Annotated in this window: 14 protein-coding genes and 1 pseudogene; 5 read left to right on the top strand and 10 right to left on the bottom strand. The window is 54.8% G+C overall.

Annotation, left to right across the window (positions count from 1 at the left end):
* The first annotated feature begins 651 nt into the window (after positions 1 to 651).
* Positions 652 to 1,245, top strand: coding sequence for a DinB family protein (locus AC0Z5Z_RS17620; protein WP_064361695.1), 594 nt, complete (start codon positions 652 to 654; stop codon positions 1,243 to 1,245).
* Here the strand turns inward: AC0Z5Z_RS17620 and AC0Z5Z_RS17615 are convergent.
* The 5 genes and pseudogenes from AC0Z5Z_RS17615 to AC0Z5Z_RS17595 all read right to left on the bottom strand — a co-directional run bounded on the left by AC0Z5Z_RS17615 (position 1,166) and on the right by AC0Z5Z_RS17595 (position 4,916).
* The gene (locus AC0Z5Z_RS17615; RefSeq protein WP_042609825.1) at positions 1,166 to 2,086 is read right to left on the bottom strand and encodes a LysR substrate-binding domain-containing protein; all 921 of its coding nucleotides are present in this window, start codon (positions 2,084 to 2,086) and stop codon (positions 1,166 to 1,168) included. The genes AC0Z5Z_RS17620 and AC0Z5Z_RS17615 overlap by 80 nt on opposite strands.
* Before the next feature lie 1,139 nt (positions 2,087 to 3,225).
* Positions 3,226 to 3,399: pseudogene (locus AC0Z5Z_RS17610) on the bottom strand (DUF2625 family protein); the annotation flags it as partial.
* A gap of 11 nt (positions 3,400 to 3,410) precedes the next feature.
* Complete coding sequence (locus AC0Z5Z_RS17605; protein ID WP_155400930.1) at positions 3,411 to 3,578, bottom strand: hypothetical protein; 168 nt, start codon at positions 3,576 to 3,578, stop codon at positions 3,411 to 3,413.
* Positions 3,579 to 3,730: 152 nt separating this feature from the next.
* Complete coding sequence (locus AC0Z5Z_RS17600) at positions 3,731 to 4,405, bottom strand: FMN-dependent NADH-azoreductase (RefSeq protein ID WP_042609824.1); 675 nt, start codon at positions 4,403 to 4,405, stop codon at positions 3,731 to 3,733.
* A gap of 28 nt (positions 4,406 to 4,433) precedes the next feature.
* A complete protein-coding gene (locus AC0Z5Z_RS17595; RefSeq protein ID WP_042609823.1) occupies positions 4,434 to 4,916 on the bottom strand; it encodes a GNAT family N-acetyltransferase in 483 nt (160 codons plus the stop codon).
* Between the two features lie 89 nt (positions 4,917 to 5,005).
* On the opposite strand from AC0Z5Z_RS17595, the gene pdxR reads away from it, so the two are divergent.
* Positions 5,006 to 6,442 carry a MocR-like pyridoxine biosynthesis transcription factor PdxR gene (gene pdxR, locus AC0Z5Z_RS17590; protein WP_122704474.1) on the top strand — a complete coding sequence of 479 codons (1,437 nt, stop codon included), beginning with the start codon at positions 5,006 to 5,008 and terminating at the stop codon, positions 6,440 to 6,442.
* On the opposite strand, the gene AC0Z5Z_RS17585 is transcribed toward pdxR, so the two are convergent.
* Positions 6,435 to 6,914, bottom strand: coding sequence for a carboxymuconolactone decarboxylase family protein (locus tag AC0Z5Z_RS17585; RefSeq protein WP_064361697.1), 480 nt, complete (start codon positions 6,912 to 6,914; stop codon positions 6,435 to 6,437). The genes pdxR and AC0Z5Z_RS17585 overlap by 8 nt on opposite strands.
* A gap of 612 nt (positions 6,915 to 7,526) precedes the next feature.
* Here AC0Z5Z_RS17585 and AC0Z5Z_RS17580 point away from each other — a divergent pair.
* Together AC0Z5Z_RS17580 and AC0Z5Z_RS17575 are read left to right on the top strand one after the other, a co-directional pair.
* A complete protein-coding gene (locus tag AC0Z5Z_RS17580; RefSeq protein ID WP_064361698.1) occupies positions 7,527 to 8,270 on the top strand; it encodes an SDR family NAD(P)-dependent oxidoreductase in 744 nt (247 codons plus the stop codon).
* Positions 8,271 to 8,799: 529 nt separating this feature from the next.
* Positions 8,800 to 9,807 carry a LysR family transcriptional regulator gene (locus tag AC0Z5Z_RS17575; RefSeq protein ID WP_080902523.1) on the top strand — a complete coding sequence of 336 codons (1,008 nt, stop codon included), beginning with the start codon at positions 8,800 to 8,802 and terminating at the stop codon, positions 9,805 to 9,807.
* Here AC0Z5Z_RS17575 and AC0Z5Z_RS17570 read toward each other — a convergent pair.
* Positions 9,804 to 10,265 (bottom strand): Rid family hydrolase, encoded by a 462-nt coding sequence (locus tag AC0Z5Z_RS17570; protein WP_042609819.1) that lies wholly within the window; start codon positions 10,263 to 10,265, stop codon positions 9,804 to 9,806. The genes AC0Z5Z_RS17575 and AC0Z5Z_RS17570 overlap by 4 nt on opposite strands.
* Before the next feature lie 215 nt (positions 10,266 to 10,480).
* On the opposite strand from AC0Z5Z_RS17570, the gene AC0Z5Z_RS17565 reads away from it, so the two are divergent.
* The gene (locus AC0Z5Z_RS17565) at positions 10,481 to 10,873 is read left to right on the top strand and encodes a helix-turn-helix domain-containing protein (RefSeq protein WP_485611413.1); all 393 of its coding nucleotides are present in this window, start codon (positions 10,481 to 10,483) and stop codon (positions 10,871 to 10,873) included.
* A 919-nt stretch (positions 10,874 to 11,792) separates the two neighbouring features.
* Here the strand turns inward: AC0Z5Z_RS17565 and AC0Z5Z_RS17560 are convergent.
* The 3 genes from AC0Z5Z_RS17560 to AC0Z5Z_RS17550 all read right to left on the bottom strand — a co-directional run bounded on the left by AC0Z5Z_RS17560 (position 11,793) and on the right by AC0Z5Z_RS17550 (position 13,860).
* The gene (locus AC0Z5Z_RS17560; protein WP_039760272.1) at positions 11,793 to 12,563 is read right to left on the bottom strand and encodes a molybdopterin-dependent oxidoreductase; all 771 of its coding nucleotides are present in this window, start codon (positions 12,561 to 12,563) and stop codon (positions 11,793 to 11,795) included.
* Positions 12,560 to 13,180, bottom strand: a complete 621-nt coding sequence (locus AC0Z5Z_RS17555) for a cytochrome b/b6 domain-containing protein (RefSeq protein WP_122704476.1) — start codon at positions 13,178 to 13,180, stop codon at positions 12,560 to 12,562. The genes AC0Z5Z_RS17560 and AC0Z5Z_RS17555 overlap by 4 nt, the downstream gene beginning before the upstream one ends.
* A gap of 71 nt (positions 13,181 to 13,251) precedes the next feature.
* Positions 13,252 to 13,860 (bottom strand): hypothetical protein, encoded by a 609-nt coding sequence (locus AC0Z5Z_RS17550; RefSeq protein WP_042609816.1) that lies wholly within the window; start codon positions 13,858 to 13,860, stop codon positions 13,252 to 13,254.
* Positions 13,861 to 13,927 lie beyond the last annotated feature (67 nt).

The raw sequence follows: 13,927 nt of genomic DNA, 5'->3' as shown, positions 1-13,927 counted from the left end.
GGGCTCCATAACAAATTGTCGATAACTATTGTACCGAATAACGTTTGCACACAATCAAAGCGGAATACCTCGGATCATAACCCATTGAAATTTCTTGCTTAATTTATGCACTTGAAAACCGTCGACTGTAACAGGTCCATGAGTTCGAATCCCATCGCCTCCGCCATCTTATGTACGACAAAGCCCTGATTATGCAGGGCTTTGTCGTTTCTGGCATTCAGGAAATTGGCTCCTCTGTCTACGGATCGTTTCCGCATCTTTTCGGGCATTTCCGCAACCCTACCCTTCTGACACCGTTAAGTGCTCAACAAAACTAAGCACAGCGCGACGGCAGCATTGAATGCTCAGTAGACCGCTTTCGGCCATAAGCAGCCGTTCAAGACGGCTCGTTTTTCAGGCGGCAGAGGCCCATCCCGTCGCCGCTACCTGGCGCTCACCCTCCACAACTGATCCAGCTTCGTCGTATAACTCTGGTAGGCTCCCTGATCAGCAAAGACTGAGGGGGGCAGGCAGCGCCTTTACGCTTTCCGGCTTCGAGTCTCCTAGCCCAATTGGCTCCCTGGCGCTTGCCGACCGATAATCAGCGTCTTCGATGCCGCTCGTTGTGAGGGCTATGCTTGGCATTACGCCCATTTAAATTGGGGAAATCTCATGATCAACGTACGCACAGCCCGCATGCTTGCCGATTACAAATGCTGGGCCGATCAGCGCCTCTTTGACAGCCTGGCCGCACTGCCTCCTGGCGAAGTCAGCAAAGAGCGAGTGTCGGTGTTCAAAAACGTAATCGGCACTTTGAATCACATTTACGTCGTGGACTGCATTTGGCAGGCTCACCTCGAAGGCCGGGGGCACGGCTTCGAAACTTCACATGATCTGCTGCATCCCGAACTCGCTGATTTGCGCTTGGCACAAAAGGAGATCGATCACTGGTACAGCGACTGGAGCGCCCGGCAGAGCGAGGCATCGCTGGATAGACTCGTCGAGTTCACGTTTGTGTCTGGGGAACGCGGCACCATGAGTGCCGGAGCAATGCTGATGCATGTGGTCAACCACGCCAGCTATCACCGTGGGTGGGTTATCCAGATGTATTTCGACATTCCGGCCATTCCGCCAATGACAGACATGCCGATATTCCTGCGCGAGACCGATCCAAATTTCAATTCGCTCAATACACCGGCAGAGGGGTCGCCATGTGTTGGGCAATTAATGAGCGCAACCAACGCTCTGCCGGATCGTTATCGTTGACCCCGCTCCAGACCATCGACAACTCCGACGGCACGATGTCAAAGGGCGGGTCATCAGCACGCAACTGGCTGCTGCCATCGATCAGCGCGCACGCCGCGTAGTCCGGCACTGCGGCTAGCATTTCCGTGCCCGCTAATAAGGCACGCAGTCCTGAGAACTGGGGTACCGCCAGCATCACTCGCCGCGAGCGGCCGATGCGTGCCAGGTCGGTATCGATGGCACCGGTCAAATCCCCGGAAAACGACACCAGGGCGTGAGGTCGTTCGCAATACTCATCCAAGGTCAGGGGGCCAGGACGATTATCGCCGCGCAGTATCTTGACGCGCAGATCCCGCAGCTTCTTGCGCTTGGCGTTGGCCGGCAACTCGGTGGTGTAACTGACTCCGACGGAAATCTCTCCGGAGGCAAGCATGGTCGACATCAGCAGAAAGTTAACCCGCCGTACCACTACGATAACCTTTTGCGCCTCTTCGCGAAGTTGATTGATCAATGGTGGAAATAGGCCGAATTCGGCATCGTCGGAAAGGCCGATTCGGAATACGTCCCGGCTGGTGGATGGGTCAAAATCCTTAGCTCGGCTGACAGCTCCGGAGATGGTGTCCATGGCTGGTTGCAACTCTTTAAGAATTGCCAGCGCTCGCTGGGTCGGCTCTAAGGTACGACCGTTGCGTACTAGCAAGGGATCGTCGAACAAGTCGCGCAACCGCGCTAAAGCGGCACTGACGGCGGGTTGGCCTAAGAACAGTTTCTCCCCAGCCCGAGTCAAGTTCCTTTCGAACATTAAGGTTTCGAAAATAACCAGAAGATTCATGTCCACGCGACGCAAGTCGTTTCGATTCATTCCTAGGCCCTCGCAGGCAGCATAATTTTCAAGTAAAGCAGCTACGCGGCAGAACACCGTGTTTCTGCTGCAACTAGACTTTGAATACGCCTTATTCAATCTCTTTACATTTGACCGGAAATGGATCGGGTGCGTGTAGCTCAAATTGGCGTGGGGAGTACGTCACGTATTTCCCTTAGCGAAGTATTAGGACTCAGAGAGCTCTCCCCTCCAAGCTATGTCCGATGTGCAAAGCGGCACGCCACTTCTTGTCGCTCTTTAACCTTCGCATCTAATGACAGGCTGAAGTCATCAGCAAAACGAGCTAAGTGCGATTCCCGTGCCCGCGAACCAAAATTTTTTGTTTCAATTTTGCAGCAAAATCCGAGGGGCAGTCTGTGTTAGACCAGTGCTCGCGACTTTATTGATAAAAACGAAATCCAGTGGTCCTTTTCCTCGCTTGTCCGCCTTCTCTCCCGAGTGGATCTTTGTACTAATCAACCCATGATCTGCGTTGCGGTGTTCCTAGGCAGGTAGAGCAATTTCGTAACAATTGCTGCCAACAAAATTACAAAAGGTCGGAGGACTTATGCGCCAAGATCAGCTTGATGGTCTTGGTTAAATTCTTAGAGGTAGCAAAGCAGCGCAGCTGCACTTGGGCATCCCACCATTGGGGGGGGCTCCCCCTGCTGTAAGCTAGGTAGAGAGAAACCTCGAACGAAGGCTCGGTGTTGTATTGTTCAAACGTACTATCCGGAGTGTCAGTCTGACGTAAGCAGGTGGTCAGTGTCTCAGTAAGAGTCCAGTGAATGCTTCAACTTTGAAATGTCTGTGCGTAACCAGCGCACTTTGACTCGCTGCCGGCCTGCTTAATTTAATTAGGAGTGATGGCGGGGCGTACAACTGGCCGGCTAATGTGCAATTCAAATCATACTATTCAGCCATGCTGACAACCTGCGCGCTTATTGCCACTCAGCCCCTCGTGTCCATAGGAATGGGTAGAAAGACACGCATTGATCTCCGCCCACTCACTGAATGTCGTTGCGCCAGGATTACCAACGTAGGCCCTCTTAGTAGGCCGCCGTACGATTGCTCACAGCTCATTCCAAGAAGGCGGTATAATCGATGCCCAATGGCTCCCACTGCAGAATATCGGGCGCCTAGTAGTACACCGCTCCCACATCATCACCCAAGCCGCCGCCGTTGATGGAAAAGCATCCACCTGCTTCGTCATCTGCCACCAGCAGCTGCCCTTACGCCCGTCCCTCGCTCCATCCCGCCAGGCCCCGATCAATCAGTATCCCGCCAGTCTCAAATGCTATAGCCCCCAAAGTAGACTTGGTTGTTACCTGTAGCTGTAGAAGAACGCTGGTGTTTTGAGGTGAGGTGGAAGCAAGTCGTAGGGGCGGTCGGCATGCTCCAGCATCTCCCGTATGTAGATCATGGCGGGGTCATTAATTTCAAGCGACTTGGCTGCACCATGTGAAGTTTGAAACCAACTGAGGCGACTCATGATCAATTCCTCTCTGTAGGCGGTATTAAGAGGGGGACATGCGGCCCATGGCTGCCGACCCGGGCGAACAGCTCTCCCGAAAATCAAAAAGCTAGGCTCAGCTTCAGGCATCGCTGCCGACCTTTGTACTTCGGCCGTCTGGGGCACCGGCTTCAGGCAACTGTTTCATGAGTCCTAGTTTCGATTTCCTCATGAAAGAACGTATGCACATCGTCGTACCCTATTTTCTGCGCCGTTTTTAGCGCGTCCGTCCCTTTTGCTGTGCCTTCAACGGTGAAGTAATGCACCTGATTGAGACCGATGGTTTTCAGCACTGCGGATAGGTAGGGACGAAGAAAGTCGGGTTGCCGTGCCCTCTCACCGCTAATGTAGCCGCCGGTGGCTACGGCAACGTAGACGGGGCGATCCAATAACGTTCCAACCTTACCTTTTGATGTGCTGAGGAAAGTTTTTCCGACGCGTACGACGTGGTCAATCCAGGCCTTGAGCGGCGAGGGCACGCTGTAGTTGTGCATGGGAGTAGCGATAAGCAGCACATCGCAGGCATTCAACAGGATGATCATTTGGTCGGAGCGACTCAATGTACCTTTCTGATCCTCGGTAGCTATTTCGCTCGGATGGGCCAAGGCATGGGCATAAGTCGCATCGACTGGCGATAACGTGTTCAGGTCTATATCCGTCAGTTCAATCCCGCGTATGCCAGCGCGTACTGTCAGAGCGTGCAGAATCCGCTCAGACAGTTTCAAGCTTTCAGATGCATTACCGTTGGGACTGGCAATCAGGCGAAGGATTCGCAAAGGAGCGAGGGGCTTCTGAGACGGGTTCATGATATTGCCTCCTGTACGGGTGATGCGGTCATGGGGTATCGAACTGTTTTTGAAAACGCAGCGCGCCGGTATAAAGGCCTTCGCGGAAGTAGAAGCGTTGGGCGCGCGCGTTGGCCAAACCCGTGTCAAGCACAAGGCGAGCACAACCGCTGGCACGAGCCAGTCGTTCCAGAGCTCGCAATAACCGGGAGCCCCACTGGCCGCCGCGCTGGGCTTCATCGGTGATGAGGTCATCGACATACAAGAATGGGCCATAAATCAGATTCTCCTGAAGGCGGTAACCTGCAAGCGCCACGAGAGCCGATGACTCGAAGGCTCCAACCAGGCGATAGCCGCCGGCTCGCATTCGTTCGATACGACTCATAAAATCGGCCTCGCTTGTTAGGTGGGGGCGCAATTGCTGCATTACCGGGAAAGCGATTTTCAAGTCATGGCGGCTGTCTAGAGGACGCAGGGCAGTGTCGGCCAAGTCGAGCACGCTGGGCACGTAGTCTTGAAGATTGAACGTCATGGGAGAGGCCTTAGTGGGTTGTGATGGTCAAATCTTGAACTAACATTGCCTCAATTTATTGAACCAAGAAGTGAGATATGAACTAGGCCATGATGACTTCCTGTTCGCACCCTTTCGCCTCCTTGGATGGGCAACCCGGTTCGCCTCTGTACCGTCAGTTATATGACCGAGTACTCGCCGCCATCGCCGCTGGCACGCTTTCCCCTGGTGACCGATTGCCTTCGGTGCGAGCTCTCGCCAAGGATCTCGGCGTTGCTCGTGGCACCATCGAACTGGCCTATTCGCTGCTCACGAGCGAGGGCTATCTCTTGGCCCTGGGGCAGAAGGGCACCGTGGTCAATCCCGAATTGCAGAAGCCGCTACTGTCTGCCCCCGCTTTATCCGTCAGCAGCGAGGTGATTGAAAACTCCCCAGACGCACTATGGCGTCCACCGCAACTTTTGCCGTTTCAGATGGGAGTGCCTGCAATGGATGAGTTCCCACGCAAGATCTGGGCGCGCTTGGGTGCCCGTTATCTGCGAGGCATGCGTTCAGGCGATCTGGACTATCCGCCGCCGCACGGCCTGCCTGCCTTACGCAGCGCCATCGCCTCATATCTGCAGGTGTCTCGAGGTATCGATTGCGGCGCCCATCAGGTGTTTATCACCAGCGGCTGGCGCAGTAGCCTGTCGCTGATCGCACATACTTTGCTGCGCGCAGGGGAGCGAGCCTGGGTCGAAGATCCTGGCTACCCAACCACGCGCCAAGTGCTTCGTCAATTCGGTATTGAGCTTGAGGCAGTGCCAGTTGATGCCGAAGGTATGGATGTGGAGCAGGCCATTGCCAGGCATCAGGCTGCACAGGTCGTCATGGTGACGCCGGGGCATCAAAGCCCACTGTGTATGGCGCTGTCTTTGCCTCGGAGACAGTTGTTACTCGATTGGGTGGCCCGGAGCGATGCCTGGGTTGTCGAGGATGATTACGACGGCGAGTATCGCTATGTCAGTCGCCCCTTCCCGGCGTTGGCGAGCCTGGATCGCAACGGGCGCGTGCTGTACGCCGGGACTTTCAGCAAGGTGCTTTTCCCCGGTATCCGCCTTGCCTACCTAGTGGTGCCTCAGGGGCAAGTGGCAGCGTTTGAGCGTGTAAGTCGGGCGTTATTCTCCGCAGGCTCGCCAGCGATTACTCAAGCGCTGGTCGCAGAGTTCATTGTCGAGGGGCATTTCACTCGGCACATTCAGCGCATGCGAAGGCTCTACAGCGAACGACGCGCTTTGACTATTGAAGCGTTGGAGCGGAGTTTACCCAATGGACTGCTGGTGGAGCGCTCGCCAGGGGGGATGCACTTGGTACTCCGTTTGCCGGAGGGAGTAGTCGACACTGCCCTGACTGAGCAACTGCTGGCCAAAGGCATCGCCGTGCAACCCTTGTCGCGATGGAGTGTTTCGTCGCGGCGTCAATCTGGGCTGCTGCTGAGCTTCACCAACTGCGCCTGCGCTGCTCAGGGCGAGCAGCTTGGCGCGTTGATAAACCGTGCGCTCAGTTGAGGTTGGCTTTGGTCAGGCCGAACACCTCATCCGACGAACCAGGGACTGCCTGAAAGGCCACATTGAGGCGATTCCAACCGTTGATGGCGACAATCAGGAACGACAAATCCGACAGATCCTGTTCGGAAAACTGCTCACGCACATCCGCGTAGAGGCTTTCAGGTACACCATGGGATGGCAGTTGGGTCAGGGCTTCTGTCCAGGCGAGCGCCGCGCGCTCTATTGGCGAAAACAGTTGCGATTCACGCCAGACCGCAATGTGATGGAGGCGCAATTCGCGCTCGCCATGGATCTTGGCTTCCTTCACGTGCATATCCACGCAGAACGCGCAGCCATTCAATTGAGACGCCCGCAGCATTATGAGGTGGGCCAGGTCAGCCAGTAGCGGCTTCTTACTCAGTTGCATCGTCAGCTCCACCAGCTTATTGGAAGCCTGAGGCGACTGTTTGAAGTAATCAATACGGTTGTTCATGGCGGTCACTCGCAGCGGGTTTAGGGTTGTTGGAGCCCACTGTAGCCACGCGTGGTCTAGTCAGACAGGGCCAAGAAAAGACCTTTCAACTAAGCCATGCTGTTCTGATTCGCGATTTGCCGTTCGCCGATGTTGCCAAGCCGGTTGTCCGTGAACCCGGCGGAAGGCGACCCAAAGCCGGTGTATAAACTGGCACAGTAAGCGGCAACTGAGTTGCGATGCGCGATAGTTCTGGGGTGGATAACAGGTGCAGCGCCTTTGTGAAGACTGATTCCTCTCGCCGGTCGACAAAGCCGAAACAGATCGCAAAAGAGTGGGGCGGTGGGCGGTCAATCCGCAGTTCGCGGAGCAACTCGGGCGTGTTTACGAAGAGTGGAGTGGTATTTTCCTCTCAAAGAAATTCGATGCGACCGGATTTTCAGTCCTATAACGCACTTGAGAACACAGCCATTGGTGCGTGTCAAAAAAACCTATTTGTCGTCATTTCGACTAAAACGAATAATGGTCAAATTGACTCGGTATAGCTTCTGCACCCTGATTTTTATGACGTTTTAGGTTGGCATGAAATGTGTCAGTGATGGGTAAATGGTTTAATACCCAAGGAGCTGAAACATGAAAAGTGAGTTCGACAATCGTGTCGCTGTGGTAACCGGAGCAAGTTCAGGCATCGGACTGGCAGTCGTTCAACGATTACTAAGCTATGAAGCGACGGTAGTGGCGATGTCCCGTGGCCGGGGCGGCCTGGCTGCACTCAAAGACGTTCATGGTGATCGCCTCCATATTGTCAGTGGCGATGTTACGGTAAGTTCGGATCTTGAGAAGCTTGCACACTGCGTCTCCAGAATCGGGCCTGTAGATTTTCTAGTACCGAATGCAGGAGTCGCTGTACTTGAAGACAGCTTGGCGAGTAAGGGATTCGAGCGAAATTGGGCCATCAACGGAGCAGGTGCGCTTAACACGCTTTCAGCTTTGCGAGCCCAATTGGCGAGACCCGCTTCGGTAGTATTTGTGGGGACTTTTCTTTCCGCTTTGGCCTTCCCAGGCTTGGCTGGCTACATTGCGTCGAAAACAGCACTGACAGCGCATGCTCGAACCTTAGCCGTCGAACAGGCTGAGGCCGGAATTAGAGTGAACGTCGTATCGCCAGGGCCAACAGCTACGCCGATCTGGCGATCACTAGGGTTGGATAATGCGACGTTGTCCTCAGTCGCGGAAACGGTCAATCAGCGCTTACTAGAGGGTAAGTTCCTTGAGCCGGAAGCGGTGGCAGATGTGATTCTGTTCCTTCTATCAGAGCGAGCACGTGGCATTTACGGCCAAGATATTGTGGTAGATGGTGGGTATACCTTGCGGTAGGGCATAGAAACGCGAAGAGGTCGTGTAGACATGTATTCGGTGCGGATCGTGCGCTCGGCCTCTTATTTTTTCTTGCGCTAACTTTACCTCGATTGACGCGATCAACTCGGGCCCTTGATTACGTACATTCCCCCCATGGTTGCCCACCTTGTATCTATGAATCCTCAGCTGGCCGGTGCCGACACGCCCAGCACGCCTTGAACGAAAGACCCACATGGGCAAGCCCGCAGCGGTGACCACCTTTGCTATATGCATGCCTCATTTATGTCCGCTTTTGGCCGAAAGCGGTCATTCATAAGCGTCTGCTTCCGGCCAAAAGCGGACGTTCGACTGATTAGAATGAAGTGATTAAAGCTGCACGACTAAGTTGGTCAGGGGAAATGGTAAAGGCTTAATACTCGCCCGAACGACTGACGCCACCCTATCTAACCCGAACATCCTGGCCGGTTGCTCGGGTCGAGTCCGCTTGTGCACTTGACTCCTTGGTTCGCCTCCAGCCATTTCGTATGATGAGCAACCTTAGTTTGGGATGCTTGGCGTGAAACCAACATCAAAAAAAGCTTCAATCAATCCGCCCGTACCAATCGGCGTCACCCAGAATTTAAGCGATGCTGTAAGTCAGCTTTCTTGGGACGACTTGCGAATCATCAAAACGCTAAGCGAATGCGGTAATAGAGCAACGACTGCAAAGAGGTTGGGGATTAATGTATCCACCGTATCGCGTCGTGTGGCTCAAGTGGAAAAGACACTTGGGGTCGCTTTATTTGACCACCGCCGCTCTGGGTACATGCTGACGCCCGAAGGTATTGAATTAAGAGCGCTCGCCGAACGCGTCGAGCTTGATATCGTCAGCGTTACACGTCGGGTTTCTCGGGCAGGTCAAGGGCTGCTTGGAAAGCTTAGGATCACTACCAGCGACTCGCTGCTGCTGTATTTTCTCACGCCGATCATCGCCGACTTCAAGGCACTTAATGAAGGAATTGCCATCGAGGTTCTGGTTGGCAACGAGACGTTAAGTCTGGCTCGCGATGAATCTGACGTAGCGGTGAGAGCGACCAAAAAACCTGCCGAAAGTCTAGTCGGGCGCAAGCTCGCTTCGATCGCATGGGCGCCTTATGGCAGCATAAAACAAGCGACTAGTGCCCCGTTCGCAGAAGGCCAACCGTGGGTGTCCTATTCCGCAGGATTATGTGGACTGAAGGCCAAAAGCTACGTCGAAGACAGAGTCAGCGCCGACTGTATTTCTTATCGTACGGACTCAGTCGCGGCCGCGAGCGTCGCCATTGCGGCAGGACTTGGTTATGGGTTTCTTCCGTGCATGCTGGGTGACATTACGCCTGGGTTAACACGCGTAGGGCCAGTTGTGCGCGAGCTACAGGACGAGCTCTGGCTGCTTACGCATCAGGACATTCGAAAGTCATGGAGAGTCAAAGCATTCATGACTTTTTGTGCAGCAGCCGTAGCGCATCAAAAGCCTTTGATCGAAGGGCAGCTGAATCTCCCGGTTGCGCAGGGCGAAACCGGGAGCGTCTCTTAGTCGGCGCTAGATCCGATGACAGCCTTGCAGACAATTTCAATCAGCTGTGAACGTTGAGCCAACCTGGATACACCGATGATATTGCTCGCGCACTGGGGCCGCTCAGTGCGATATGCGGCTTTGCGCACATCACCTACCACGGCGAATGCCGCGTCCATATCCAAGACGTAGAGCGTTTCTTCGACGACATCATTAAGGGTTGCTCCATAGAGCGCGAGCAACTTGGCGATGTTGTCGTAGGAGACGCGCATCTGCTCTCCTATCGATGAGAAATCGCTCGGTTTGCCCTCGCTATTCAGGGGCGCGGGAGCAACGAGATTACCCGCCTCATCGTGGTTGAACTGACCCGAGATATAGATCTCGTTTCCAACTTTTCTGGCCTGGGGGTAGCCGTAGCCCTCCTCCCATGAGACTCCCCAGTAAGCGGTGTTTTTGCCGTGCGGTTGTGAAGCAGCCATTGCTTTCTCCTTGCAGATGACGGATCGAATGACGTCGATTCGAGTTGTCGGGAAGCAGAGGCTAGCACTGGAAACACTATTGAAAATGCGCAATTTTGCGCCTCCAGCAGCGCAAAAATGCGCCCCCATCTCGACGCGACTTCCGTTAAATTTTTCCCAATCGACTGACCGCTGGATTGAGCTAATCAACCGGCTACTGGGAAAAAGGAATCAGGATGAAAAAGGAAACATGCGCGTCCTCACTTAAGGATTTGACTAAACAAACCGGACATTTGAAACCTTGGCAGATCCAGCACGCCAAGCAGGTGATGCTCGATAACTTGGACGCAGGTATCTCCGTGGCAGCTATCTCACAAGCGTGTGCGCTATCGCGCAGCCATTTCACCCGTCAGTTTAAAAGAAGCACTCTCGTCTCACCCAAAGAATGGATGCGAGAGCAGCGGATTTTGAGGGGCAAGCAGCTACTTCAGACGTCGAGATTGCTAATTGCGGACATTGCACTGGAATGTGGCTTCTCTGACCAGTCACACTTCTGTCGAACATTCGTGCGAACCGAAGGTGTAACTCCGCGGGCTTGGAAACAGAACAATCAATCGCCTGCGCTGTGACTTGATGAGCTGGATAGCGGAGCTAAGTCGTACCTGGAGGCTTAACCCTAGGAGGCGACGCATGGGAACGGCGCCTCGGTCGCATTACGGTAAACACACAATCATCGCCCGCTAGTGGCCGTTAACGGTCGAGTGCGAGCGTCTGCTTTTGGCCGAAAGCAGCCGTTCACGAACGACTACCTTCGGCCAAAAGTAGCCCTGATGGAGGGCTATAACTCTCTGATGCTCAGAATAAACGGGGGATGACAGCGGGGTAGAAAAATAGGCTGTAAGTCGACGCTGCCTCATAACACCACCCACGATAGAGAAGCCATCGGGCTTTCTATTTTAGGCGAACGAAAGACCATTCAACGCTACAGGTGAGAATTGGCGGTATGTGCTTCTCCCTTAATAATACTGGCCTACGGCGAGCAAGCTCTCGAGACACGTCTAATCATAACCCCTATCCTCCGAGCTTGACCGGTTGAGGAAGGAGCTCTCGGCTGAAGAGGGATTGCGACGGCGAAAAGTCCGTATCCCAGGCGAACGCAGTGGCGCTCGAACAATCTCGGTCGGTACCCAGGTGACGGTTAGCGGCGAAAGAGCCACTGCAATGGCGAACGCATTCAGTCCCCCTGTGCCGATAACATCAGAGCAGATAGCCCTTTTTTCGCCATTGAAGGTACATGCGGCAAGATTATCAAAGAGCACCCGAGTGCGAGCTTTATCTGACTGTTGTAAAGGTGGCCTGGACTGAGCCTGCAAGAGAGATTGGAAATCTGCTCCATCACTCGTTGCCCGCATCCTGGGTTCTGATGTTGGCCAGTCGGATGGTGCTGGCGGTACTGCAGAAATACCGGTCATCGGCATGCCTCATATCACGCTTGGTGTCATGAATCTCGCCAGTGTTCCTGGCGTGACAGTTCCGTTCTTTGCTTCATCAGATCCCGCTGAACCAGTTGTAGCCCTGGTCTTCCCAATACCCGCCCGGGTTGTCGTTGCTGACGAAAATCTCGACAACATGCTTGGGGTTTTTGAATCCCAGTTTGGTGGGGACCCGAACCCTCAGCGGATAGCCGTACTCGGGCGGCAGCGCCACGTCAGCGTAATCCAGTGCCAACAGCGTCTGCGGGTGCAAGGCAGTCGGCATGTCCAGACTGGAGTAGTAACGATCGGCACATTTGAAACCGACAAATTTCGCTGTGGTGTCGGCGCCGATGTGTTCCAGGAAGGTTTTCAGCGGTACACCTCCCCATTGACCGATCGCGCTCCAGCCCTCAACACAGATCAGCCGAGTGATATCGCTGCGTTGCGGCAGCTTGCGCAAGCTTTCGAGTGTCCACGGCGCCTTGTCCCTGATCCGGCCGGAGACGGCGAGCGAGTAACTGGTCAGGTCTACTTCAGGGATATCGTCCTGACCATAGAAAGCGTTGAACGGAAACGGCTTGGTGATCTGCGCGCGGGCGAAGGTCGGCGCCAGTTTCCGTCCACTGAACAGCCACGCCTGGACCCGGTCGTTCCAACGCGACATGGCCCAAAGCACTTTGTCGACCTGATCGCCGTCCTGCAGGTTGCAACCGGTCAGCATCGACATCGCGCCAACCGTCAGGCCGGCCCGAAGAAAATGCCGGCGCTGAATGTTTTCCAGTTCAAGCTGTTGCGCAGGTTCAATCCTGACGCGCTGACGCGTTGTTATTTTAAATTCAGTCATGACCCATTTTTCTCGTTATTAGGCGTCCGCACTCCACCCGTGATCATTGGCACCAGGGTTTTTGGTACCAGAATCACCAAGACCAGGTGAATCACTACAAACGCTGCAATCATCGCCATGGCCGCAAAATGTACGTAACGAGCAACGTCATAGCTGCCCAGTAACGCGACCAGCTCTTGAAGTTGAACCGGTTTCCAGATCGCTACACCCGAGATCACGATCAGTACACCTGCCGCCAGCACGATCCAGTACATCAGGCGCTGTACTGCGTTATAGACACCCTTTTCATGCACCAGCCGAAAGCGCAAGGCATCGGTCAGATCATGCTTCAATGCGGCAATGCCGATGGGCAGCAGCTCACGTTTGAAATGACGACTGGCCAACCCGTACAGCACATAGATTGCGCCGTTGATCAGCAGCAGCCACATGAACGCAAAATGCCAGGCAAGTGCCCCGCCCAGCCAACCGCCCACGGTCAATGACACCGGAAACCTGAAACTGAACAGTGGCGAGGCGTTGTAGATAGCCCAACCGCTCATGAACATGCAGACCATGCAGGCCGCATTGAGCCAATGGGTGAGGCGAACCGGCCAGGGATGCAGTTTCTTCTGTCTCACGTGGTTCCCCTTGCAAGCCTTCCGTGTAGCGGAGCGTTGCCAGACGGCAACGCTCAAGCTTTCTCAGATGATTACATCGGTGGCTGGAAGCCATCCTTGCCGACTGCAATGCCGCGTGCGGTGCCATCTGCAGCGGGGAACACGACGATTTTCGTTCCTTTGACCAGCTCATCGGCTTTGCCTGGCTCGACGTAGGCGATAGGCACGTCATCCGGCACGACGATTTGTTTCTCGCCGCCCTGGTAGTTGACGGTCAACGTGCGGCCGTCGGTTTTGGACAGTTTGCCAACGGTGCCGTTGGTCATGGTGCCAGTGCTGCCGTCTGCGTTCTGCCAACCGTAATGACCTTCGCCGCTGCCCTTGAGCCTGGCGTCGAATACCGTGACCTCAAGCGCCTTCAAGGTTCCGTTGGCCTGCGGGATGGCCGCCGAGCCGATGAAGCTGTCGGATTTGATCGAGTCGATATTGGCCTTCGATACCCGGCTGATACCGGTCTTGTCAGTCAGTCCGATCGTCTGCTGGGCGCCAGAGCGGACAGTGAAGGTCAGCGTGTTGTTGCTGACGCTTTCCACCGTACCGCGCAGTGGTTTGATGACCGGCATGTCGGCGGCGGTGGCAATGACGGCAGCGCTGAGCATCACCAAACCGAACGTGGTAGACAGGGCGTTTTTGAGTTGCATGGCGACGATTCCTCATGGGTTGATGTGTCGCCATCCTCGACCGCAGACCGGGACGTCACGATGACCG

The organism is Pseudomonas sp. 1L-E-NC-VB-C3 (assembly GCF_057291535.1).
The sequence above is the reverse complement of the archived record's forward strand: the minus strand, read 5'-3'. Positions and strand labels throughout refer to the sequence as shown.

Bases quoted from the DNA above. Each gene is read 5' to 3' on its own strand.
- AC0Z5Z_RS17620 (WP_064361695.1), top strand. From the start codon at position 652: ATGATCAACGTACGCACAGCCCGCATGCTTGCCGATTACAAATGCTGG.
- AC0Z5Z_RS17615 (WP_042609825.1), bottom strand. From the start codon at position 2,086: ATGAATCGAAACGACTTGCGTCGCGTGGACATGAATCTTCTGGTTATT.
- AC0Z5Z_RS17605 (WP_155400930.1), bottom strand. From the start codon at position 3,578: ATGAGTCGCCTCAGTTGGTTTCAAACTTCACATGGTGCAGCCAAGTCG.
- AC0Z5Z_RS17600 (WP_042609824.1), bottom strand. From the start codon at position 4,405: ATGAACCCGTCTCAGAAGCCCCTCGCTCCTTTGCGAATCCTTCGCCTG.
- AC0Z5Z_RS17595 (WP_042609823.1), bottom strand. From the start codon at position 4,916: ATGACGTTCAATCTTCAAGACTACGTGCCCAGCGTGCTCGACTTGGCC.
- pdxR (WP_122704474.1), top strand. From the start codon at position 5,006: ATGATGACTTCCTGTTCGCACCCTTTCGCCTCCTTGGATGGGCAACCC.
- AC0Z5Z_RS17585 (WP_064361697.1), bottom strand. From the start codon at position 6,914: ATGAACAACCGTATTGATTACTTCAAACAGTCGCCTCAGGCTTCCAAT.
- AC0Z5Z_RS17580 (WP_064361698.1), top strand. From the start codon at position 7,527: ATGAAAAGTGAGTTCGACAATCGTGTCGCTGTGGTAACCGGAGCAAGT.
- AC0Z5Z_RS17575 (WP_080902523.1), top strand. From the start codon at position 8,800: ATGCTTGGCGTGAAACCAACATCAAAAAAAGCTTCAATCAATCCGCCC.
- AC0Z5Z_RS17570 (WP_042609819.1), bottom strand. From the start codon at position 10,265: ATGGCTGCTTCACAACCGCACGGCAAAAACACCGCTTACTGGGGAGTC.
- AC0Z5Z_RS17565 (WP_485611413.1), top strand. From the start codon at position 10,481: ATGAAAAAGGAAACATGCGCGTCCTCACTTAAGGATTTGACTAAACAA.
- AC0Z5Z_RS17560 (WP_039760272.1), bottom strand. From the start codon at position 12,563: ATGACTGAATTTAAAATAACAACGCGTCAGCGCGTCAGGATTGAACCT.
- AC0Z5Z_RS17550 (WP_042609816.1), bottom strand. From the start codon at position 13,860: ATGCAACTCAAAAACGCCCTGTCTACCACGTTCGGTTTGGTGATGCTC.